Raw genomic sequence first — 21,146 nt, 5'->3', positions numbered from 1 at the left:
TACAATGAGGCCAAGTAAAGAGTATTATAAAAACCATGAAAGTTTCTATTGCACTGTTTCAACCAGATATACCAGGCAACACTGGTGCGATATTAAGGCTTGGCGCCTGTTTACAGATAGATATACATATAATAGAGCCTGCTGGATTTGACATCTCAAATAAAAATCTTCGCCGAGCTGGCATGGATTACCTAGAGTTAGCTCAGTTACATAAGCATCTAAGTTGGGAACATTTCTACGATTATGCAAAAACTAAACAAAAGCGCATATTATTATTTACTACAAAAGCCACCCGCTCTTACTATGAAATAGATTATAGTCCTGCAGATATACTTCTTTTTGGTCGCGAATCTGCTGGCGCGCCAGATTATATCCATAAGCTCTGTGATGAAAAGCTGCATATACCGATGCAAAAATCTGCTAGATCTCTTAATCTAGCTTTAAGCGTAGCCATGGCTGCTAGCCAAGCCTGCAAACCATAACGTTAATGCTATAGCAAAGCTAGAAAAATGCCAGATTATAAAAAATCGTACAACTTGCCAAATAATATCGAAAATAAAAAAAAGCACGCTGCCTTATGGTTTGAAACGCTACGCAATAACATTTGTCAGTCTTATGAAGGGCTAGAGCAGGAATTTAGCGAAATACAAAACAATTCTAACCCATCTCCTGTTTTTGAGCAAAAACCCTGGCAAAAAGCCGAAGGACAAGGCGGTGGTATAATGTCTATAATGCGCGGCAATGTTTTTGAAAAAGTTGGCGTACATATATCTACCGTGTATGGCGAATTTTCACCTGAATTTCGCGACCAAATCCCAGGAGCGGACATCGATCCTCATTATTGGGCCAGCGGAATTTCTATAATCGCGCATCCTTATAGCCCCCACATCCCAACAGCGCATATGAATACCCGTATGATCATTACCTCTAAGCAATGGTTCGGAGGAGGCGCTGATTTAACGCCCATGTTAGCCCAGCGCCGCCTCGAAACAGATGTAGATACCATAGCTTTTCATGAAGCTTTTAAAAAAACCTGCAACGAGCATAAAGCCGTAGCAGATTATGAACATATGAAAAAATGGTGTGACGAATATTTCTATTTAAAGCATCGAAAAGAAGCACGAGGCGTTGGCGGTATTTTTTATGATTATCTACAATCAGATACAACTGAACATGGCTGGGAGGCAGATTTTGCTTTTACTCAAGCAGTTGGCACAACTTTTGCAGATATCTACCCGCTTATTGTGAGGCGTAATTTTACTAAAATCTGGACGCCAGAGGAAAGAGAACAGCAACTGATACAACGCGGACGTTACGTAGAATTTAATTTACTTTATGATAGAGGAACTATTTTTGGCCTAAAAACTGGCGGCAATGTAGAGGCTATTCTATCTTCTATGCCGCCTAGTGTTCGCTTTCCATAAACTGAGTTTTGCTCCAACATTGACAATACTAATGATGCATGTATACAAATCGCAAAGAAAATAAAATAGCAATAACCCATGTAGCAATATGGACTTGTCGCCATTTTCCTGTAAAAGTTTTCATCACTGCATAGGCGATAAACCCACAAGCAATGCCTATAGCTATAGAGTAGCTAAGTGGCATTATCAAAGCAGTCAAGGCTGCTGGCACTGAATCTGTAACATCATCCCAATTAATAAAATTAAATTGCTTTATCATCAAACAGGCAACAAATAATAAAGCTGGAGCTGTAGCATAGGGGGGAATAACCGAAATTAAAGGCCAAAAGAAAAGAGCAAATATAAAGCAAATAGCCACGGCTACAGCCGTAAGCCCTGTACGTCCGCCAGCTTCAACCCCTGCTGCACTTTCTACAAAAACAGTTGTACTGCTTGTACCAAGTAACGATCCGACCAATATCGCAAAACTATCCGCTAAAACTGCTTTCCCTAACCCTGAATCTTCTACTATATCCGTTTTTAAAATACCTATCTGCTTACCTAATCCAACTAACGTCCCTGTTGCATTTAACATTTCCATCAATACCACCACAAGCAAAATACTCCATAGGCCGGAATGTAAAACACTCAATAAATCCAATTTTAACAAAGTAGGTTTGAGTGATGGAGGCATGGATATGGGGCCGCTATGCAACAATGCATGAAATGGCTGCGGATCTACAAAATATGACAAAAAAGTTATAAATAACACGCCAAGTAATATAGCACCACGTATTTTAAAATAATGCAAAGTAACAATTATAACTAACCCCAACAAAGCCAACAATTGCGGCGCTTTAGTAACGTCACCTAGTCCAACTATTGTAGCAGGATTTTTTACAATAATCCCAGCACTTACGAGAGCAATCAAAGCCAAGAAAAACCCTATACCAGCGGCGATGGCAGCACAAAGTGAAGAAGGGATACCCTCAATAATCCATTTTCTTGCCCCTGTAATACTCAATAGAACAAAAACTACTCCCGAAATAAAAACAATGCCTAATGCTTGCTGCCAACTATAGCCCATATTGGCTACTACATTGTAAGCGAAAAATGCATTAAGCCCCATACCCGGAGCTAAAGCCACTGGCCAATTAGCCATAAACCCCATAATAGCAGTAGCTAAAACGCACGTTAGGCAAGTTGCAACAAAAACAGCACCTTTATCCATACCTGTAGTGGATAAAATGGTCGGATTAACAGCCAAAATATATGACATAGTAAGAAAAGTAGTTAAACCAGCTATAAATTCATTTTTTATACTGGTATTATGGTGTTTAAGATTAAATAATTTCTCAAACATAAGGCTTCCTTATATATTACTAGATAGAATGTGTAAGCTAACTTATTATAGCTCACATAACTATTTAACAAATTTTCCTAAGAAAATAAATATAAGATTATTCTTGCCTTTGTTTAATTGTGAGTTTTTTATGTATGTAATCCGCCAAGCTGCCCTGCTTTTTGTTCTTGCCAGTTATTTTAATCAACCTGTCTATTTCTTCATCTTTTTGTACTATATTTGAAATTATAGTAGCCACTAAATTTTTTAATTCATCACGTAAGACCGTAGCATTTTCAAAATTTTCCTCTTGCTCTTTTGTCGCCTCAAATGGTTCAGTTGACTTAGTTTCATACAAAGAGGCATAATTTTTATGCAAATCATCAATTTTTTTATGCAATTCGTGTAAATTTGCCTCATAGCTAGCAACATCTAATCGGGTAAGCTTTTCTCTAAAAAACAGGTCCCGTACCTCTTTAGAACTTTGACCATGCGCTATCAACACATTATCTACTTTTTCTTGCTCTGTCTGCAGCATATCTTTATAGCCTAAGACCTGCTTATGCATAGAGTCAGTTTGCCCTTCTATTTCATTAAGGCGCTGTAATTGTTGTTGATTGCGATCTAGTTGCCGCTGTTGCTCGTCGTTAATACGCTGGAGCAATTTATATCGCTCTTCTTGCCGGGCCATTTGTACCGCATGTTGAGCACGAAGAAAATTTTTATCGGCTTCTACTTCTCGTATAGAAGCAGGCAGTCTGGCCCGCCATATTTTTCGCGCAAAAAACATCATACGCCGCCAAACAAAAGGCGCTAGCAATATTAGCACAAAGGTAATAACTGCAATGCCTAATATGAAAAATAAAGCTGCTTGTATAACCATAAAGCCCTCATGCCTTGCTAGAAGTTTTAATAATAAATACCTTTAAAACGGATTCCATGTGGGAGTCGGCGTTAGCTTCAAATAACCAAAGCTTACACCAAGACGCGCTCCTACACCTGTACGCACGGGTATTAAAATAATGTCTCCGCTACGCATAATATTAAATCCTGCCCCAGCCACAAAATAAGCAGAACCAGAAAGACCAGCATAGCGACGCCATAAACTATCTATATTATTTAGGTTATAAATTAAAATCATCAAGCGGGAACCTTGACCACCAAAGTCCCAACCTACCGTGGGGCCCTGCCAAAACGCCTTACGCGTGGAGCTATTTTTACTATAAACAACGCCTTCACCATAGGTTAATCCACCTATAAAAGCTCCAGAAGCTTCTTGTCCTAAAATGTAAGAATTAGGTGCGCCATAAGCTGAAAATATTTTTTCAAACACACTTGCTAAATTACCTGTTGTCGTGCCAAAAAACTTATTTCCAGATTCTATAAGCTCTGGTAGCCCATAATTTTTATTACTAGCTGCTGGTTCGCTTGCAATTGCATTAAGGTTAGCTACCCCAGCAAAACAACAAAAAAATAAAATTATTAAACGCATAAAATTATTAAAATATTTAATTCTAGAAAACATGAATAAACTCTTAGCAAATTGATACTACCTTATAATTATAACAAGTAATTTTTAAATTTAACTTAATTTTACTTTTTTACTCTAAAGTATTATTGATTCAACCTTAAAAGTAAAATATCCTATGACCAACACAACTCTTCCTTTGCCGCCACTAACAGAAACGCTAACCGCTACAGAACTTAGCGCTTATTTAACTAGCAAACTATGCCATGATCTTATTTCTCCTATTAGTGCGCTTAATAACGCTATAGAACTTAGCGAAGACGATGGATTTCAGTCAGATATTGTAGAATTGCTACAACAATCAGCAATTAAGGCTACCCATAAATTACAATTTTACAGACTAGCCTTTGGCGCTTATGGCGGAGCTGAAAGCCAGATAGATTTAACCGAAGCACAACAAGTAGCTTTGCATTATATGCAACACGAAAAAGCTAATCTTAACTGGAGCGAGCTACCAGAAAATTTATCTAAATTTGCTATAAAATTATTACTAAACTTAATCTGCATAACCAACAAAATGCTACCACGCGGAGGTGAAATAGTAGCAACGCTATTTAATAATACACGCTCGCCACAATCAGAAGTTTTTATTCTAGAAGCAAAAGCTGAACACATACAAATACCATCATATCTAACAGCCATGGCTTTTGGCAAGCTTAACTCTAGCGAAATAAATGCTCATAACATCCAAACCTATTACAGCTTGCTATTAGCGGAGCAAGCACACATAGAGCTAACTTTAAAACATAGTGAAACTCAACTAATTATAATTGCTACCTATAGGTAAAAAAAGGGCCAAATCTCGGAAGATCTGGCCAAATAATTGGAGTGTAATTTGCTACTAAGCTGTATATTTTAAAGCTGGGGTTAATTCTTTCGTAGAATCTAAATCTCGCATTACATATCCCCTTCCCCAAACGGTATCAATGTAGGCCACTCCATTGGAAACTTTTTCTATCTTTTTGCGAAGTTTACAAATAAAAACATCTATAATTTTTAATTCAGGTTCGTCCATACCGCCATATAAATGGTTTAGAAACATTTCTTTAGTCAAAGTTGTACCTTTGCGCAGGGCTAATAGCTCCAACATTTGATATTCTTTACCTGTAAGATGTACTTGCGTTCCTGCAACTTCAACCGTTTTATTATCCAAGTTAACAACTAGCTCGCCAGTTGTTATTTTAGATTGAGCATGACCTTTTGAACGACGAATAATAGCCTGCATTCTAGCAACCAATTCTTCACGGTGAAATGGTTTAGTCATAAAGTCATCAGCCCCGGTGCCAAAACCGCGCACTTTGTCGGAGATTTCATTTAAACCAGAAAGTATCAGCACAGGAGTCCTAATTTTCTTATTGCGCAATGAGCGCAATACATCATAACCAGAAATATCAGGCAAATTAAGATCAAGCAAAATTATATCATATTCATATAGCGAGGCTATCTCTATAGCTTCTTCACCATATTCGGTGGCAAACACATTAAAACTTTTTGTTTTCAACATAAGTTCAATACTATGAGCCAAACTGCTGTCATCTTCGATTAACAAAACGCGCATTTTCAAAACCTTTCCATCATTTAAGATGCATCTTTATCTACGACAAAGAAACTTGCCGAATTTTTATATTTATACACGGTGCGGAAACACCCAAAACGGATAACTCATTCTAACTTGGCAATAACGAAAATCTGCTTGCCTTGAAAAGATATTTACTACGCAATGGTTAACAAAAAGTAACTAAATTAACAATAGTAAAAATTATACTTATTAAAAAACTATCTCGAAAGCTAGCTTTACCAACGATTCAACTTTAAGGGTAATAATATATTAGCTATATTTCTTAAGCTTAATGGTTAACACACTATAAGCAAACTATTTACATAGATTTAACCCTATAATTTTACAATTACTGAATGTAACGTAGCATATAATAGGTAAAAATAATGAAGCAGGACAGCATAACTAAGCTAAAGCTTTTCCAATTAACCAGCAAAATCAAGCAAACGACGTTATTAGAAAAGACTCTGCAGCGGTTTCAGCATAAAGCTACGCAATTACAGTTACATATAAAAGAACAAGAAAAGCTCTTGGGCATTTCTGATCCCAAACATTACAATTATCCGCCAAGCGCTAGAGATGCGGCCCTAAGGCAAGAAAAATTGCTAGTTTCAATACAAGAATTAACAACACAAAAAGATGCGTTAACTACTGAGATTGAAAGTTTACGAATGGAAATCGAAAAAATGCAGCAAAAATTATTTGAAAAAGCTATACCATCAGCCTACAAAACCGCCTAGCGGTATTTTTTTACCTGCGTTGTACGCAACCCCCGTAAGCCATGCATATCAATTAAACTTTGCCAAGAGATAAATTCTTCAATAGTTAATTTATAACGGGTGCAAGCCTCTTCTAGACTAATAAGCCCACCATTCACAGCGGCTACTACCTCTGCCTTACGTCGCACTACCCATCTACGCGTCCCAGCTGGTGGTAAATTGACTATAGTCAAAGGATAGCCATCTGGACCTTTTACATATCGCACTTCATTTTTCACGTTACTAGACATTAGCTTAATCTTATTAAAATATGATACAACAACTTAATTAAATTAGCTTTAGCGGATTAGCTTTAACAAACTACTAAAAAATTCCTTTGGTTAGCATTTTTTACTAGTTTTTTGCGTTAAACAAAGCTATAAAAGATAAAATTATGCAAGAAAATAGTTTAGGCTTTTTAAAAGCTCCAGAAAATACTAGAGTAGTAGTTGCTATGTCTGGAGGGGTTGATTCTTCCGTAGTAGCAGCTTTACTAAAACAACAAAATTATGACGTTGTGGGCGTAACTCTACAGCTATATGATAGCGGTACATCTAGCGGCCGCCCGGGTACCTGTTGTGCTGGGCAAGATATTGAAGACGCCCGACAAGTATGTGAAAAGTTAGATATAGCACATTATGTATTAGATTATGAGCAAAAATTTTATAACCAAGTAATTACGCCATTTATAAATGATTATATTAATGGGAAAACCCCCGTACCATGTATAGCGTGCAACCAAACTGTGAAGTTCGTAGATTTACTCAAAGTTGCAAGAGAACTTAAAGCAGACGCTCTGGCTACCGGGCATTATTTAAAAAATCTTAAATTAGGCTCTAAACGAGCTTTGTATCGCCCAGCTGATTTAGATAGAGATCAGAGCTACTTCTTATTTGCTACTACCCAAGAACAAATAGACTATTTACGTTTTCCATTGGGCGATATACCTAAAAGCAAAGTTAGAGAAATAGCATCTTCCATGGATCTTAATATAGCTAATAAACCAGATAGCCAAGACATATGCTTTGTAGCACAAGGCAAATATTCTGACCTGATAAGCCAACAAACTGCCCCCGGGTTACGCAAGATTGGTGATATTATTCATATAAATGGAGAAACTCTTGGGCAGCATAACGGTATTTTTTACTACACAATCGGGCAACGGCGTGGGCTAAACATAGCATATAAAGAACCGCTATATGTTATTATGCTTGATGCCGTGAACTCACGCGTAATAGTAGGCCCCAAAGAAGCTTTACTTACATATGAGGTTACCTTATCGCAAGTAAATTGGCTAGGCGAAATTGGCGCTGAGCAAATTGGCAATTCCGGCCTATCTATATATGTAAAGGTCAGATCCACCCGCCCAGCCAAGGAAGCAAAACTATATTATCTAAATAGCAAATTTACTATAGTTTTTACCAATGGCGAAGAAAGCGTAGCTCCAGGACAAGCTTGCGTGTTCTTTGACAGCGACCAAGCAGAAGCTAGGATGCTGGGTGGTGGGTTTATAGACAGCTGCAAAAAGGATACAGAATTAGAACGATTACTGCAAAACCTAAAAAATTAAGGAAAGAGCGCAACCCTAAATGCTAATACATGAACAGCCCAGTTTCGGAAAAGAAGCAAACCTTAGCCCGCATTTAGGCTTAGTATCTTTGGCTTCTATTTTAGTTTCTTCTTTAATTTTTATATTAAAATATTATGCATATTACAAAACCCAATCTATAGCCTTTTATTCAGATGCCATAGAATCTATAGTTAACATCATAATATCTGCCATAGCTTGGCTAGCTATATTAATCAGTATGCGTCCCGCCGACACGAATCATCCATTCGGGCACAATAAAGCCGAATATTTTTCAGCCGCTTTTGAAGGCTCACTAATATTTATCGCAGCTTTAATAATAATAAAAAAAGCAATATTGGGATTAAGCTTACAGCATGAAAGCATAAAATTTAATAACGGCTTTATAATAAGTTCGCTTGCAGCGATTTTACAAGGTTTATGGGGGGGGTTACTTTGGCAGCAAGCAAAAAAATATAATGCTATAGCACTAAAAGCCGACGCGTTACATATGCTAAGCGATGTAGGCACCACAATAGCGGTAATAGTAGGAGTAATGGTTAGCTATATTAGCAGCTATTATTTTCTTGACCCTATAATAGCCATTGCTATAGCAGCTAATATATTGTGGCAGGGCTATAAAATAATAAAAAATTCTGTACAAGGATTAATGGACCATTGCGTAGACGATACTACCTATCAAAGAATAAAAGAAATTATAAGCAATAATGCTGCTGGAGCTATTGAAGCCCATGAACTAAAAACTCGTACTGCAGGTAGCATAATATTTATAGAATTTCATTTGGTTGTTGCAGCAGCTATGCGTGTTAACACAGCCCATAATATTTGCGACACCATAGAAATGGCGCTAAAAAAGGACTTTCCTACCGCACGGGTTTTGATTCATATAGAACCAGAGGAAGAAGCCCAATGCCACTCTACTAGTGGCTCATAAAATTTTTTTGCATTGGCTCTCTACGATAGTATTACTAATATCCATAAAGCTATAACGAGTTAGATAGCAGTCCCATTTACAATCTAGATTTTTTACAATAGAAAATTTATTATAATTCGCCGTTCCAACTACATTGCTATTTGGCTGACTTGCGCTGCCTACACCAACCACAGGTATATTCGCTAAATAATTTAATGAAGCTTTATGAGTATGGCCGTGTATAATCAACTCGGCACCATGCAACAATAAAATTTTTTGTAAAGCATCCATATTCCATAATTTTTTCCACCAGGTAGTAGCACCGCTTATTGGCGGGTGATGTATATTAACAATACGAAATAAATTTTTCTTAGCGCAGATAGATAATATTTCGCCAAGATATTCCAATTGCAAATTATCCACATAACCAGCTGCCATAAAAGGTGGTGTGGCTATAGCACTGGAAACACTAATTACTGCTAAAGCTCCACATATTTTAATACATGGAAAAAGAGATGCTATGACAAAATCTTCTAGATCATCGCTAATTAACCACGGAAAAAATGTTTCACATGCCTGTTTATAAGCTCCAGCTATATAAGCATCATGGTTACCAAAGCAGATAGAAACCTTATTAGGCATCTCTAATTTCTCTAACCAAAGCCTTGCATTTTTAAATTCTTTAGGCAAAGAGAGATTTACAAAATCCCCTGAAAAAGCTATATGATCAGCCTGCTGTGCCAATATATGTTCTACAACTCTATCCAAGCACCGACGTTCATAGCAATGTCTACGATTTTTTTGCCAATTTATGTAGCCCAGGGCTCGTTTGTTAAACAGAGAAGCCAACTTTATCTTAGGCAACGGCATTAAATGTATGTCAGAAAAATGTATTAACGAAAACATAAAGAAAAACTATAGATGTAACATAAAAAATATTGTAATCTATAATTATATTCAAAATGGATAAAATACTATGTCGAATTTTAAATTTAATACAAAAAAAAAGCAAGATTGCGAGCAAATAAATAAATTACATGCCAAAATATTTGGGCCTACACGCTTTACAAAGGCTGCGCATCTATTGAGAGAACGCGGCCATGCAGAACCAGATCTTTCTTTTACTATATACGATAATGACAAACTCATAGGTTCTTCAACAATAACACCTATAAAACTGGGCCAAACTAAGGCGTTTTTACTAGGCCCCGTTGGCATAGATAGCAATTATCGCGATCTGGGTCTTGGTAGCCAGCTAATAACTATGACAATAAATAAAATAAAAGAAGCTCCATTAAAAAGCGAACTTATTATGCTTATCGGCGATATAGACTATTACAAAAAATTTGGCTTTGCCAAATTAAATAGCCGTGGTTTAATACTACCTGCTCCGGTAAACCCAGCACGCATTTTATTACTTGAACTTAGTCCAGGCGCTAGTCAAAATTTATCTGGCTTGGTTTTACCTTACATTTAAGTTTATGCATCATGGAAAAGCATAATGCAAAATTTGATCTCACATGGTTAAAAAAAGACCAATTGCAAGAAATATTAACGGCTTTAAGTAAAGATGGCCATGAAACACGAATAGTTGGCGGAGCAGTAAGAAATGCTATGCTAAACATAGCGCCAACTGATATAGACTTAGCTACTACTTGTAGCACAGACGATATCACCGCTTACCTTGCTTCATATAATATTAAAATTTTACCAACTGGTATTGCCCATGGAACACTAACGCTTATAGCTGCCAATGAAAAATTTGAAATTACACGATTAAGAAAAGATATAAAAACGGATGGCCGCCACGCCTCAGTTAGTTTTGACGCAAATTGGCAAGAGGATGCCCAGCGCCGAGACTTCACCATAAATGCATTATACTTAGATAAAGACGGCAATCTTTATGATTATGTAAATGCGATACAAGACCTGGAAACACACACTGTAAGATTTATAGGCGATGCAGCTCAGCGTATCCAAGAAGATTATTTAAGAATATTACGTTTTTTTAGATTCTATGCCTATTACGGCACCGGCAGCCCAAACAGAGCAGCCATACTAAACTGTACCATTTACAAAACAGGCTTAAAAAAAATCTCAGCTGAGCGCATATGGGCAGAGCTCAAAAACATCCTAAGCGCTCCAGACCCTAGCCGCGCATTATTATGGATGCGTCAAAGCGGCGTGCTAGAAATAATCTTAATAGAAAGCAAAAAATGGGGCATAGATTCTATACATAACTTAATAAAAGCAGAGCAGCATTTTAATTGGCCTACGAAGAATAATTATTTACTTAGGCTAGAGGCCATAATACCCAAAAATCTTGATACTATAGAAATGATAGCAAAAAGATTAAAACTTTCAAATAAAGAAAAATATCGCTTAAAAGCTTGGGCTCAACTAACTAATATAGAAGATAAAACGCCAATAAAGAAATTATTATATGAAAACCCACGAATAGCTATTGTAGATAATTTAAAGCTACTTATAGCTAAAAATTTTCAAAAACCAACTATTCTGAATTATTACGTAAGCCTTCTAGCCCAAAGCCTGAACGATCCAATACCGATTTTTCCTATACAAGCCAATGATTTAATGGAATTAAAGCAACTACAAGGACCCGCTATCGGAAATGCGCTAGAGCAGCTAAAAGAAACCTGGTTAAATAATGATTGTACAGCAACGAAAGAAGAGCTATTAGCTAAATTTGTAAAGCTCGATCAGCTGTGATATAAAATAGAGCAATATTTCTAGCGTTTGAAGCTAAAGGACACGACGTGATAAAACAACGAAAACGTGAGTTTTTATTACTGGCAACTGGACTGGCTGGCATAATAGCCAACGCAGCCGTTTCATATAGTTTTTGGCGCCAATTACAACCCACCATGGTTTCTTATAACGATGTCCTACTGGATATAAATCTTGCAACTATCGCGCCAGGAAAAGCTATGCAAACGAAATGGCACGGGCTAAGTATAATTATCAGAAACCGTACCGCCAACGAAATTGCTTATGCAAAATCTATTCCGTTAAATCAACTAAAAGACAAATTAGCCCGCAATGCAAATTTAGACCCGACGACCGAAGCAACAGATATTGCTAGAAGCGGCGGTACAGCACATGAAAATTGGCTTGTTTATATTAATCGCTGTACACATTTGGGCTGCCCACTTTTAGATCAAATTGCTGAGAATAACAGAATATTTTGTCCTTGCCACGGATCTATATATGACACTGCTGGCCGAGTATTATCGGGACCAGCTGAAGAAAATTTAGCCATACCTCCGTATAAATTTATTTCTCCTACCTTGTTACGCATAGGCTAAAAAATGATTGGGGCAAATCATCGCAAATCTTATGTAGCTACAACGCGGTTAGGTAATTGGATCGATGAGCGCTTGCCTTTACCGCGTTTTTTATACGAGCATATATTTAATTTTCTAATACCTTATAATTTAAATTATTTTTACACATTTGGCGCTATAGCCCTTTTCATGCTAGTAAGTCAAATTTTTAGCGGTATAGTAATGGCTATGCATTATGTTCCACAGGTTTCAATGGCTTTTGAAAGTAAAGAATATATAAAACGCAGCGTAAATTTTGGCTGGCTTTTTACATCTATACATAGCATTGGAGCATCTTTCTTTTTCTTAAGCATATATATTCACATGGCCCGAAGCCTCTATTACGGCTCTTATAAAAAGCCAAGAGAGCTAGTTTGGTTAATAGGGGTGATATTATTTTTTATTATGCTTTTTATAGCATTTACTGGCTATGTTACAAGTTGGAGCTTAGTATCTACCACAGCTATTACCGTCATTAGCAATTTTATCGAAAAAATACCATTAATTGGACCTTACTTATCTGGCGCTTTACTGGGCGGCACCACGCTTGGTCAGCATAGCTTAACTAGACTTTATGCCCTGCATATTATCTTACCTTTTATTTTATGTAGCTTCGTTTTTTTACATATCTGGTCTGTACATCGAGTTGGGCAAAGCAACCCAGACGGACTAAAGTTGGTAAAACCCGAAGAGTTTGTCCCTTTTGCTCCATATGGAATTATAAAAGACTGTATAGCTATCTGTTGTTTCGCCTTATTATTTGCCTTATTCATATTCTATATGCCAGATCTACTACACACTTCAAACAGTCTGATAGAGGGTGATACAGCAAATGTAGCAACCAGCATAATACCAGAGTGGTATTTTGTACCATTCTATACTATGCTACGCGCTGCAACTTTTAAAATAGGATTTATTAGCGCTAGCACCATAGGGGTTTTTACAGTTATCTCCTCATTAATTATCTTGCTATTTTTGCCTATGTTGGACTTCTCTCCTTTATCTGCTGCAAAAAACAGGCCCCTTTATCGTATAGGATTTTGGTTATTTATAGCTGATATAATACTGCTAGGTTATTTAGGCTACCAACCCCCTACCCCTTTAGCTATATCTTTAAGCCAAATAGGAACTGGCTATTATTTTATATTTTTTCTGGTAATAATACCATTTACACCGCTATTGGAAGCTTCAATGAAAAAAATAAATAAAAAAGCCCCCAGTCACGCAATAAATATAGCGAAAAAATCCTTTAAACTATGGTAAACCTTTTAACCAAATTAGTCTTATTCGCCTTTGTAAGCTTTGGCACCAACAATATAGCCCATGCCACAACTTATCCTTTAAAAGCACCAAAAAGCTACGCGTGGAGCTTTAATAGTATATTCGGCGTCTATGATAAAGCACAGTTACAACGCGGACTGCAAATATATAAACAAATATGCTCTAGCTGCCATTCTTTACATTATGTAGCGATCGATAACTTAAGCGAAATCGGTTATTCTAAACAACAAATTTTATTATTAGCCAAAGAATATAAACTAAACGGGCATTTTCCGGACCCTTTTCCAAATGAAGTTACAGCCAGAGCCGCAAATAATGGGGCAATGCCACCAGACCTATCTAACATAGTAAACGTACGCAGCAAGGCTAATTTTAGCTATGCCAGCGGCGCCGACTATGTAGCATCTCTTTTAACTGGCTATACTTCAAAGGGCTCAGAATTTATAAACCCCTATTATTATAAATCTGACAGAATCAATATGCCACCGCCGCTAATAGACGGCGCTATAAATTATGCCGATGGCACCCCGCAAATTACGGAACAATACGCCCAAGATATAGCGGCGTTCTTATATTGGTGTGCAAATCCTCATATTATTGAGCGTAAACAGCTAGGATTTTGTGTAATAAGTTTTTTATTTGTAGTATTGCTTCTACTTTATGCTTTAAAACAAGATTTTTATAAACAGCTTTCTTCTCCCACAAATAACAAAGGAAAAACTTATGAAAATAAATGAAGAATTTTTGCGAAATTCTATAAGAACTATTCAAGACTATCCAGTTAAAAATGTAGCTTTTAAGGACATAACTACCCTTTTGGGCGATGCAGCGGCACTTTCTTATACCATTGAAGCAATGGCCGAGCCTTTTCAAAATCAACAAATTTATAAAGTTGCCGGAATAGAATCTCGCGGCTTTATCCTAGGCGGCGCCATAGCGGCTAAATTAAACGCCGGATTCATACCCATAAGAAAAAAAGGTAAATTACCCTACAAAACTGTAAGCATAGCATATAGCTTAGAATATGGTATAGATGAAATGGAAATGCATAGCGATGCCCTACAAGCAGGCGAAAAAATCTTAATAGTAGATGACATTATCGCCACTGGCGGTTCGGCCATAGCAGCAACAAAATTATTGCATAAGCTCGGTGCTGAAGTAATAGCTGCCGCCTTTATCATAAATTTACCTTATTTAAATGGTTCTGCCAAACTAAAAGAGCTTGGAGTAGCCACACATAGCCTCTTAAAATATGATACTTAAGCTTGATTAAGGGAACCTATCACAAACGCACGCGTTAAGCTCGTATCTATTAAGGAGACGTGAAATGAAAAAATTATTACTTTCTACAGCAGCATCGGTTTTGTTCTTAAGCCCTGCTTTGGCTGATACTGCCGCTACTATCACCGCACCCGCCACTGTGGTAACGCGCCATACAACTGGCCAACCCATGCATACAGCGGCAACTACCACTGTTACCACAAAAGAAGTTATACGTGACGTAGCACATTATGTGACGCCGGACCAAACAGACTTTGTTGCCTCTAGCATAATAAACGCTAATGTAAAGAACAATAGCGACGAAACTATCGGAGAAATCAAAGACCTAGTAATCCGTAAAAACCATGTTGAAGGTATAGTGATTGCTGTTGGTGGCTTCTTAGGTGTAGGCGAGCGGTATGTAGTGGTAGATCCATCTACGGTTCATATGAGCCTAAATAACGGTACTTGGCGTGTTAGCACCAATGCCAGCAAAGACAGCTTAAAAGCTGCACCAGAATTCAAATATGAAGGTCGTTGGGCACGCTAAGCTTAACATTAAAATTTGATAGAAGCGCGCCGCCATGGGCGCGCTTTACTTTAGCCATTAAATTTTTCTATAGAGCTGATAATTTTATCTTGATCTTCCTGTTGTAAATAAGGATGCATCGGCAGACTTAGCACATTATCACACAGCCCCAGCGTTACCGGTAGCCCCCCAGGAACACAGGGATATTTTTTATAGGCTAACTGCAAATGCAATGGTTTATTGTAATAAATCATTGCGGGTATATCATGTTCTGCCAAATAGTTTTTCAACTCATCGCGCCGCTCTACTTTAACGGTATATTGCGCGTACGCGCTACGCTTATCATTTGAAATAGCTTGTGTAATTACACAACTGGGCAAATTTGCCTTATAATAATCGGCAACTCGCTGTCTTTGCAAGATTTCCTCTTCAAAAATTGTAAGTTTTTGTAATAAAATAGCAGCTTGTATAGTATCCAATCTAGAGTTCAACCCTATGCGTACGTTATCGTACTGCGAGCTACCTTTGCCGTGAAAAAGGATAGAGCGTAAAATTTCTGCCATTTCATCATTATTAGTAAACATAGCCCCACCATCACCGTAGCAGCCCAAAGGCTTAGCAGGATAAAAACTTGTGGAAGCTATATCGCCAAAGGCTCCGCACATAGTACCAGATGCTTTGCCACCAATAGCTTGCGCTGCATCTTCTATCAATAACAAGCCTTCTTCTTTAGCTATAGCTTCTAACTGGGGATAATTAGCAGCTACCCCAAACAAATCCACCGCTATAATTGCCCTAGGCCTCAAAATTCCTTCACGCTTCACCATAGATATAGCTTCTTTTAAACTCGCGATATCTATATTATAGGTATCTTGCTCTACATCCACGAATACAGGCTGTGCCCCAGCAAGCACCACAACCTCAGCAGTTGCAGCAAAAGTAAAACTGGGGCAAAATACACAATCTCCCTTGCTTATTTTATGGGCCATCAGTGGCATCAGCAGGGCATCGGTACCGTTTGCACAGCATATAGCATGTTTTACTCCTATATAACTTGCTAATTGCTGCTCTAACTCTTGAACTTGCGGGCCGAGTATATATTTACCGCTAGCTATAACATCTAGCACTGCATTATCTATCTTATCTTTGAGTATGTTTAAGTTTGCCTTAAGATCTATAAACTGCATTATAACTCCTGTAATGGGTCTGTTGCGCCGTTGCTTGTTCTAATATGCGCAATGTCCTTATTGCTTCATTGCCATCTGTACGCGGCGTTTCACGCGTTTCTACACAGTTCATAAAGTGCAAAAGTTCTTTAGTAAGCGGCAGAGTATCATTTAGGGCAGCATAATGCGGTTGCGAATGCGCTCCAGCCCACACCAATCCCTGCTTTTCTACATTATACTCATATATCGCCAATTTCTTATCCCATGGCTCTAAATCGTCAAATACCGCCATAGCTTTGTTACCGATTACAGTTAAACGGCGCTCACAATATGGTGTCAAACGCGAAACAGATAAATTCGCTTTTATATTGCCAGGAAACTCCATGAGTAAATTTGCAAAGTCCGTTCCCTCTCCTAATATATTTTGTTGACCAAACTGCAAATTAATAGGGGCTAGTCCTCGTGTTAGGGCCATTATCATAGACAAATCATGAGGCGCCAAATCCCATAATGCATCACTCGTACTATGGAATTTTCCAAAACCTAGCCTACTAGTCTTTATATAACGCAGCTCTCCCAACTCCCCATCAGCAACCAGCTGCATAATATGCTCAAAAGCACTATGAAAACGCAATACATGTCCAACCATGACTATACGCTTTTTTGTTTTAGCTACTTCTAAAATTTTGCCAGCATTCTCTACATCCAGAGCTATAGGCTTTTCGATCAACACATCCTTACCATGCTTAATAGCCTCTATAGCATTTTTAGCATGAAATTGCGGGGGAAGGGCTAAAATTAACGCCGTAATAGCAGTATCAGCGAATAACTCAGCAGGCGAAAGCGCCGGAGCATCGTTAGCGATACCTACAGCGCGAGCCTTATCCATATCTATATCGCTTACAGCAGCCAACCTTCCGAGCGCCTTTAAAGTTTTTATATGATTCGAGCCCCAATAACCACATCCCAGCACCGCTACTGAAGTTTCCATGACTACACCTTCTTCTATCAAGACACTGTAGTTTAATACATAATTTTCAAGAAGTAAATTATATATAGCGCTTGACAGTAACTATAAAAAAGTTTTATATCCTACATAGTTTTGGCGGAGTAGCTCAGTTGGTTAGAGCGGTGGAATCATAATCCATGTGTCGGGGGTTCAAGTCCCTCCTCCGCTACCATATCTGCAGTGATCTATCTGTATTAAAAAACATTAAGGTTAATAGCAATTCGCAAGCCTAGAAACTATCTCTAATAGCCATAGATTTTATTTCAAAATTTTGCTACACAAATCGTACAAGGTAGATGTTTTGTAAATACACGGGTGATTAAGCCACAAATATAAACTCTTAGCTGCGTTCAATTTCATCGGTAAAAACAATTTTTAAATTATGCGCCTTATAACTCTATATGGCTAAGCACATATTTATCATTCAGCGCACCAGGGATTTTTACCACTACAGTGATAGTATCTTCTAAGCATTCAAAAGTTGTTGGTTCCCCAGGATCAACAACCACTATATCACCTGCTTGATAAATCGCTCCGTTTATCTTAGCTTTGCCATTTATTATAACTGTATGTTCTGTTGCTATTTTATGATAATGCGCTTGCTCAGACTGCCCTTTTTTATAAGTCTTTACAGCGATTTCGCAATCTGTAGTTTGATACAATGAAGGCACAAAATTGCCAATAAACCAACCGTCTTTCATATCTGACAGGCGTGCTACTTTCATAATTATCTGCTCCCTTTAGATGCTTTGTGCTCCGCAATATATTCTGCTAATTGTGTTTGCGTTTTTAGAGAGTAAAACTGCTCGTTTTTTATTTTATACAAGGAAATTTTCTTTTGGCGCAGCAGCATCTCATTCATAGTCTCCGAAATATAAAAATTACCATCTAAAGCATTATCTTTGCGCACCATATCTTTAGCACATTCAACAAAATCAAATCCTTTGCTATAATAATAAAAAGAAACTAGAGCGTTTTGACTGATAGGTCGTTTTTCAGCTATTTCTATAACTTCGTCATTTTTGTTTAATTTAACAAAAGAATATCGGGGGTGAATAGAACGAAAGGAAAGCAACCCAGCGTCGGAGTTATTTTTGCGAAAATAGTCCAATACCTTTATAGTATTTTCTTCCACAAAATCATCTATTCCCAGCAATAGCAACTCTTGGTCATTCTCAATATGCTCTATGGCTAGAAGAGCAGTACATACAGCCCCTTTAGTATGGCCCATAATGCGTACAATTTTAGCGTCGGGGACTAATTGTTTAATCGCCGCGTCTGTATGAAAACGCACGATATCAATAGAATTAACGCAAAAAATTAATTGCCTTGGCTGCAATTTTCGCGCCATGTCTATTTGTTTTTCTAGCAATATGGCGGAGCTAAGCTCCGTAAGATATAGTGGGTAATCATCTTTTGTGCTGTAGGCGTTACCCATTAAAAAAACTATATTCACGTAGCCGCCTCTTCAATTAACTTAATTCTCTGCTTAATATTTTCAAAGGTTACTTCCTTAACATCATGAATTACTAACAAATGTGCATCAGAAGCTAAAGCTGCCTTTATGCCATTTGCGTTATCTTCTAATATCAAGCATTCTTTAGGACTTAGCTGCATTCTCGATATAGTTTTTATATAAATTTCAGGATCCGGTTTAGGCTTTACTACATCTTGGTTAGACATTATAAATTCTAAATATTTGTCAAGCCTTGCATATCGCAGCATCATTTCTATAGTATTACGTATAGAGTTGGAGCAACAGGCAAGACGATAATTTTCAGCTCTTAACTTAGATAACGCATATTCATGATTAAAGCTCGGCCGGCAATATTTATGTATAAGATCTACAGTGTATTGTTGCTTCATTTCATTTATAAAATTATGCAATTTTATAGGCAAACCCTTTTCAGCGGTTAATTTATTTAATTTTGTTGAGGTTGGTAAGCCATCATAAGAAGATAAATGTTCATCACGACTAATTATAAAACCAAACAGGGACAAAGCTTTATTCAAAGCCTCATAATGCCAATCTTTAGCATCTATCAATACACCATCCATATCAAATAAAACAGCTTTAATTTTATTCATAAAAAAACACCTTTGCTTTTTCTGGCCAATCCGTACAAAGCAGTAAATTATCGCTGTTTAAATATTTACAGCGCTTAATTAAGTCCCATTGATGTTCCAATGGTCTCTTATGTAATTCTGCAGAAACTACACAAAGCTTTTTACCATTATCTATTATCTCTTCAATTAGCTGGGTGTTATACCAAATAGTTTTAAAACAATCCAGCCACACGCCTGAGCAACTAGCAAGCAAAGGGGCGGGGTTCAAAATGTCAGATAAACCACTAAAAACCTTTAGATTAGCGCACAACTGAACTACTAAATCTGGTATAGACATATCAAAGGTAAAATAATTGTCATGATTATATTTTAATAATAAATCTTTTATCAAATCATGCATGCCGTCTGCTTTAATATTTAATGCAAGCGGCAAATTACGCCCAGCGAGTAACTTCAAAAGCTCTTCAAAGCTCATTTCATTACCCTTTACAAAATCATGCGCTATAACTAGCTTACCATTGGCCTCGCGTAAATCTGTTTCTACGCCAAACCCCAAATCAAAAGAGCGAGTAAAAGCAAGTCTTGTATTTTGCTCTGCTGCATTGCTCCAGCAACCACGATGTGAAATAATAAGCATTATTTTTTTCCTATAGTGCGAGAAATTTCATGCTGGGCAAAAAATTCTAAATCCTGCGGTATACCCAGGCCATACATACCATTATACTCGGTACCTATATTATAAATACCAATTTTCTGGCCCTCGTCTATAAGATAATTATAAACAGGACACGTATAAAATTCACCAGCTACGCGCAAATTTTCTTCAATCATGCGCTCAGCACTACGTACGAAATCCCTACCTTTTTTAAAATTAAAAATTCCAACAGTCGCGTTATCGGAAATAACCCGCTTTTCCGCTGTTTCTACAACCAATCCCTTTTCATCTAACCGGGCATAAGACCATTTTGGATCACAAGAATACATACTCATAATCAAACCATCTAACTGACGTTGATCCATATCCTCTAAATAATCATTTATATCGGTATCAATATATTGATCACTATTGGCCGTCATTAACGGTTCATCGGTATTAAATAAATCTTTGGCTAACAATACACTACAAGCTTGCCCTTGCGTTACAGAGTCTATAGCTATAATTTCAACATTTTTAGCATAAGAATGCAGTTTATAATCCAACTCGTAGGCCTCAAAATGAGATCTTTGCACTATAAAAATAAACCGATGTTCTCGCTTAGGCGTAAGGTTATCTATAACAAGCTTAATCATAGGCACACCATGTATCTCTATAAGAGGCTTTGGTATCATATAGCCAGCATTAACGAATCTACTTCCTTTGCCAGCCATCGGCAGCACAATATTTAACATTAAAAACCCAA

26 protein-coding genes and 1 tRNA gene are annotated in these 21,146 nt (G+C 37.4%); 14 read left to right on the top strand and 13 right to left on the bottom strand.

The genetic code is table 11. The features are described from left to right. Window positions 1–35: 35 nt before the first annotated feature. Together QVL57_RS04155 and hemF are read left to right on the top strand one after the other, a co-directional pair. Window positions 36–482, top strand: a complete 447-nt coding sequence (locus tag QVL57_RS04155) for a tRNA (cytidine(34)-2'-O)-methyltransferase (RefSeq protein WP_290075960.1) — start codon at window positions 36–38, stop codon at window positions 480–482. A 27-nt stretch (window positions 483–509) separates the two neighbouring features. After that, entirely contained in the window at window positions 510–1,424 is a 915-nt protein-coding gene (hemF, locus tag QVL57_RS04150; protein WP_290075958.1) for an oxygen-dependent coproporphyrinogen oxidase, read from the top strand. A gap of 28 nt (window positions 1,425–1,452) precedes the next feature. Here hemF and QVL57_RS04145 read toward each other — a convergent pair whose 3' ends face one another. The 3 genes from QVL57_RS04145 to QVL57_RS04135 form a co-directional block, all read right to left on the bottom strand. Beyond that, window positions 1,453–2,766: an NCS2 family permease gene (locus tag QVL57_RS04145; protein ID WP_290075956.1), complete on the bottom strand. Its 1,314-nt coding sequence runs from the start codon at window positions 2,764–2,766 to the stop codon at window positions 1,453–1,455. Window positions 2,767–2,863: 97 nt separating this feature from the next. Further along, window positions 2,864–3,628 (bottom strand): hypothetical protein, encoded by a 765-nt coding sequence (locus QVL57_RS04140; RefSeq protein WP_290075954.1) that lies wholly within the window; start codon window positions 3,626–3,628, stop codon window positions 2,864–2,866. A 42-nt stretch (window positions 3,629–3,670) separates the two neighbouring features. Further along, window positions 3,671–4,270, bottom strand: coding sequence for an EipA family protein (locus tag QVL57_RS04135; RefSeq protein ID WP_290075953.1), 600 nt, complete (start codon window positions 4,268–4,270; stop codon window positions 3,671–3,673). 121 nt (window positions 4,271–4,391) lie between these two features. Here QVL57_RS04135 and QVL57_RS04130 point away from each other — a divergent pair, with 121 nt between their 5' ends. Next, entirely contained in the window at window positions 4,392–5,060 is a 669-nt protein-coding gene (locus QVL57_RS04130; protein WP_290075952.1) for a histidine phosphotransferase family protein, read from the top strand. A 54-nt stretch (window positions 5,061–5,114) separates the two neighbouring features. On the opposite strand, the gene ctrA is transcribed toward QVL57_RS04130, so the two are convergent. Then, window positions 5,115–5,831 (bottom strand): response regulator transcription factor CtrA, encoded by a 717-nt coding sequence (gene ctrA, locus QVL57_RS04125; protein ID WP_290077397.1) that lies wholly within the window; start codon window positions 5,829–5,831, stop codon window positions 5,115–5,117. A 386-nt stretch (window positions 5,832–6,217) separates the two neighbouring features. Between ctrA and QVL57_RS04120 the strand changes: the two genes are divergently transcribed. After that, entirely contained in the window at window positions 6,218–6,571 is a 354-nt protein-coding gene (locus QVL57_RS04120) for a hypothetical protein (protein ID WP_290075951.1), read from the top strand. On the opposite strand, the gene QVL57_RS04115 is transcribed toward QVL57_RS04120, so the two are convergent. Continuing rightward, entirely contained in the window at window positions 6,568–6,840 is a 273-nt protein-coding gene (locus tag QVL57_RS04115) for a DUF1153 domain-containing protein (RefSeq protein ID WP_290075950.1), read from the bottom strand. The genes QVL57_RS04120 and QVL57_RS04115 overlap by 4 nt on opposite strands. A gap of 143 nt (window positions 6,841–6,983) precedes the next feature. Between QVL57_RS04115 and mnmA the strand changes: the two genes are divergently transcribed. Beyond that, entirely contained in the window at window positions 6,984–8,159 is a 1,176-nt protein-coding gene (mnmA, locus tag QVL57_RS04110; protein WP_290075948.1) for a tRNA 2-thiouridine(34) synthase MnmA, read from the top strand. Between the two features lie 19 nt (window positions 8,160–8,178). Further along, window positions 8,179–9,111, top strand: coding sequence for a cation diffusion facilitator family transporter (locus QVL57_RS04105; protein WP_290075946.1), 933 nt, complete (start codon window positions 8,179–8,181; stop codon window positions 9,109–9,111). Here the strand turns inward: QVL57_RS04105 and QVL57_RS04100 are convergent. Further along, complete coding sequence (locus QVL57_RS04100) at window positions 9,106–9,996, bottom strand: metallophosphoesterase (RefSeq protein WP_290075945.1); 891 nt, start codon at window positions 9,994–9,996, stop codon at window positions 9,106–9,108. The genes QVL57_RS04105 and QVL57_RS04100 overlap by 6 nt on opposite strands. A 70-nt stretch (window positions 9,997–10,066) precedes the next feature. Here QVL57_RS04100 and QVL57_RS04095 point away from each other — a divergent pair, with 70 nt between their 5' ends. The 7 genes from QVL57_RS04095 (at window position 10,067) to QVL57_RS04065 (ending at window position 15,525) form a co-directional block, all read left to right on the top strand. After that, window positions 10,067–10,567 (top strand): N-acetyltransferase, encoded by a 501-nt coding sequence (locus tag QVL57_RS04095; RefSeq protein WP_290075944.1) that lies wholly within the window; start codon window positions 10,067–10,069, stop codon window positions 10,565–10,567. A gap of 11 nt (window positions 10,568–10,578) precedes the next feature. After that, window positions 10,579–11,820 (top strand): CCA tRNA nucleotidyltransferase, encoded by a 1,242-nt coding sequence (locus QVL57_RS04090; RefSeq protein WP_290075943.1) that lies wholly within the window; start codon window positions 10,579–10,581, stop codon window positions 11,818–11,820. Between the two features lie 47 nt (window positions 11,821–11,867). Further along, the gene (gene petA, locus QVL57_RS04085) at window positions 11,868–12,416 is read left to right on the top strand and encodes a ubiquinol-cytochrome c reductase iron-sulfur subunit (protein WP_290075942.1); all 549 of its coding nucleotides are present in this window, start codon (window positions 11,868–11,870) and stop codon (window positions 12,414–12,416) included. 3 nt (window positions 12,417–12,419) lie between these two features. Further along, window positions 12,420–13,697: a cytochrome bc complex cytochrome b subunit gene (locus QVL57_RS04080; protein WP_290075940.1), complete on the top strand. Its 1,278-nt coding sequence runs from the start codon at window positions 12,420–12,422 to the stop codon at window positions 13,695–13,697. Continuing rightward, window positions 13,691–14,452 carry a cytochrome c1 gene (locus QVL57_RS04075; protein ID WP_290075938.1) on the top strand — a complete coding sequence of 254 codons (762 nt, stop codon included), beginning with the start codon at window positions 13,691–13,693 and terminating at the stop codon, window positions 14,450–14,452. Before QVL57_RS04080 ends, QVL57_RS04075 begins: the two co-directional genes overlap by 7 nt. After that, window positions 14,439–14,978: an adenine phosphoribosyltransferase gene (locus QVL57_RS04070; protein WP_290075936.1), complete on the top strand. Its 540-nt coding sequence runs from the start codon at window positions 14,439–14,441 to the stop codon at window positions 14,976–14,978. Before QVL57_RS04075 ends, QVL57_RS04070 begins: the two co-directional genes overlap by 14 nt. Window positions 14,979–15,042: 64 nt before the next feature. Further along, on the top strand, window positions 15,043–15,525 hold the full coding sequence (locus QVL57_RS04065; protein WP_290075934.1) for a PRC-barrel domain-containing protein: 483 nt from the start codon (window positions 15,043–15,045) through the stop codon (window positions 15,523–15,525). A gap of 50 nt (window positions 15,526–15,575) precedes the next feature. Here the strand turns inward: QVL57_RS04065 and QVL57_RS04060 are convergent, their stop codons facing one another. Both QVL57_RS04060 and QVL57_RS04055 read right to left on the bottom strand, forming a co-directional pair. Further along, a complete protein-coding gene (locus tag QVL57_RS04060; protein ID WP_290075932.1) occupies window positions 15,576–16,691 on the bottom strand; it encodes a DegT/DnrJ/EryC1/StrS aminotransferase family protein in 1,116 nt (371 codons plus the stop codon). Further along, entirely contained in the window at window positions 16,672–17,661 is a 990-nt protein-coding gene (locus tag QVL57_RS04055; protein WP_290075931.1) for a Gfo/Idh/MocA family oxidoreductase, read from the bottom strand. Before QVL57_RS04055 ends, QVL57_RS04060 begins: the two co-directional genes overlap by 20 nt. Before the next feature lie 113 nt (window positions 17,662–17,774). Here QVL57_RS04055 and QVL57_RS04050 point away from each other — a divergent pair. Continuing rightward, window positions 17,775–17,851 (top strand) — tRNA-Met (locus QVL57_RS04050). Window positions 17,852–18,068: 217 nt separating this feature from the next. Here the strand turns inward: QVL57_RS04050 and QVL57_RS04045 are convergent. Genes QVL57_RS04045 through QVL57_RS04025 form a run of 5 tightly spaced genes read right to left on the bottom strand, consistent with a single transcriptional unit; the run spans window position 18,069 to window position 21,135 of the window. Next, a complete protein-coding gene (locus QVL57_RS04045; RefSeq protein WP_290075930.1) occupies window positions 18,069–18,404 on the bottom strand; it encodes a hypothetical protein in 336 nt (111 codons plus the stop codon). Window positions 18,405–18,406: 2 nt separating this feature from the next. Beyond that, window positions 18,407–19,135, bottom strand: a complete 729-nt coding sequence (locus QVL57_RS04040) for a glycosyltransferase family 2 protein (protein ID WP_290075928.1) — start codon at window positions 19,133–19,135, stop codon at window positions 18,407–18,409. Next, window positions 19,132–19,767, bottom strand: a complete 636-nt coding sequence (locus QVL57_RS04035) for an HAD family phosphatase (protein WP_290075927.1) — start codon at window positions 19,765–19,767, stop codon at window positions 19,132–19,134. Before QVL57_RS04035 ends, QVL57_RS04040 begins: the two co-directional genes overlap by 4 nt. After that, window positions 19,760–20,383 carry a phosphodiesterase gene (locus QVL57_RS04030; protein WP_290075925.1) on the bottom strand — a complete coding sequence of 208 codons (624 nt, stop codon included), beginning with the start codon at window positions 20,381–20,383 and terminating at the stop codon, window positions 19,760–19,762. The genes QVL57_RS04035 and QVL57_RS04030 overlap by 8 nt, the downstream gene beginning before the upstream one ends. After that, entirely contained in the window at window positions 20,383–21,135 is a 753-nt protein-coding gene (locus QVL57_RS04025; protein ID WP_290075924.1) for a glycosyltransferase family 2 protein, read from the bottom strand. The genes QVL57_RS04030 and QVL57_RS04025 overlap by 1 nt, the downstream gene beginning before the upstream one ends. Window positions 21,136–21,146: the final 11 nt, after the last annotated feature.

The organism is Bartonella sp. TP (genome assembly GCF_030406085.1).
In the GTDB taxonomy this organism is placed as follows: domain Bacteria; phylum Pseudomonadota; class Alphaproteobacteria; order Rhizobiales; family Rhizobiaceae; genus CALTWN01.
The sequence above is the reverse complement of the archived record's forward strand: the minus strand, read 5'-3'. Positions and strand labels throughout refer to the sequence as shown.

Bases quoted from the DNA above. Each gene is read 5' to 3' on its own strand.
- QVL57_RS04155 (WP_290075960.1), top strand. From the start codon at position 36: ATGAAAGTTTCTATTGCACTGTTTCAACCAGATATACCAGGCAACACT.
- hemF (WP_290075958.1), top strand. From the start codon at position 510: ATGCCAGATTATAAAAAATCGTACAACTTGCCAAATAATATCGAAAAT.
- QVL57_RS04145 (WP_290075956.1), bottom strand. From the start codon at position 2,766: ATGTTTGAGAAATTATTTAATCTTAAACACCATAATACCAGTATAAAA.
- QVL57_RS04140 (WP_290075954.1), bottom strand. From the start codon at position 3,628: ATGGTTATACAAGCAGCTTTATTTTTCATATTAGGCATTGCAGTTATT.
- QVL57_RS04135 (WP_290075953.1), bottom strand. From the start codon at position 4,270: ATGTTTTCTAGAATTAAATATTTTAATAATTTTATGCGTTTAATAATT.
- QVL57_RS04130 (WP_290075952.1), top strand. From the start codon at position 4,392: ATGACCAACACAACTCTTCCTTTGCCGCCACTAACAGAAACGCTAACC.
- ctrA (WP_290077397.1), bottom strand. From the start codon at position 5,831: ATGCGCGTTTTGTTAATCGAAGATGACAGCAGTTTGGCTCATAGTATT.
- QVL57_RS04120 (WP_290075951.1), top strand. From the start codon at position 6,218: ATGAAGCAGGACAGCATAACTAAGCTAAAGCTTTTCCAATTAACCAGC.
- QVL57_RS04115 (WP_290075950.1), bottom strand. From the start codon at position 6,840: ATGTCTAGTAACGTGAAAAATGAAGTGCGATATGTAAAAGGTCCAGAT.
- mnmA (WP_290075948.1), top strand. From the start codon at position 6,984: ATGCAAGAAAATAGTTTAGGCTTTTTAAAAGCTCCAGAAAATACTAGA.
- QVL57_RS04105 (WP_290075946.1), top strand. From the start codon at position 8,179: ATGCTAATACATGAACAGCCCAGTTTCGGAAAAGAAGCAAACCTTAGC.
- QVL57_RS04100 (WP_290075945.1), bottom strand. From the start codon at position 9,996: ATGTTTTCGTTAATACATTTTTCTGACATACATTTAATGCCGTTGCCT.
- QVL57_RS04095 (WP_290075944.1), top strand. From the start codon at position 10,067: ATGTCGAATTTTAAATTTAATACAAAAAAAAAGCAAGATTGCGAGCAA.
- QVL57_RS04090 (WP_290075943.1), top strand. From the start codon at position 10,579: ATGGAAAAGCATAATGCAAAATTTGATCTCACATGGTTAAAAAAAGAC.
- QVL57_RS04080 (WP_290075940.1), top strand. From the start codon at position 12,420: ATGATTGGGGCAAATCATCGCAAATCTTATGTAGCTACAACGCGGTTA.
- QVL57_RS04075 (WP_290075938.1), top strand. From the start codon at position 13,691: ATGGTAAACCTTTTAACCAAATTAGTCTTATTCGCCTTTGTAAGCTTT.
- QVL57_RS04070 (WP_290075936.1), top strand. From the start codon at position 14,439: ATGAAAATAAATGAAGAATTTTTGCGAAATTCTATAAGAACTATTCAA.
- QVL57_RS04065 (WP_290075934.1), top strand. From the start codon at position 15,043: ATGAAAAAATTATTACTTTCTACAGCAGCATCGGTTTTGTTCTTAAGC.
- QVL57_RS04060 (WP_290075932.1), bottom strand. From the start codon at position 16,691: ATGCAGTTTATAGATCTTAAGGCAAACTTAAACATACTCAAAGATAAG.
- QVL57_RS04055 (WP_290075931.1), bottom strand. From the start codon at position 17,661: ATGGAAACTTCAGTAGCGGTGCTGGGATGTGGTTATTGGGGCTCGAAT.
- QVL57_RS04045 (WP_290075930.1), bottom strand. From the start codon at position 18,404: ATGAAAGTAGCACGCCTGTCAGATATGAAAGACGGTTGGTTTATTGGC.
- QVL57_RS04035 (WP_290075927.1), bottom strand. From the start codon at position 19,767: ATGAATAAAATTAAAGCTGTTTTATTTGATATGGATGGTGTATTGATA.
- QVL57_RS04030 (WP_290075925.1), bottom strand. From the start codon at position 20,383: ATGCTTATTATTTCACATCGTGGTTGCTGGAGCAATGCAGCAGAGCAA.
- QVL57_RS04025 (WP_290075924.1), bottom strand. From the start codon at position 21,135: ATGTTAAATATTGTGCTGCCGATGGCTGGCAAAGGAAGTAGATTCGTT.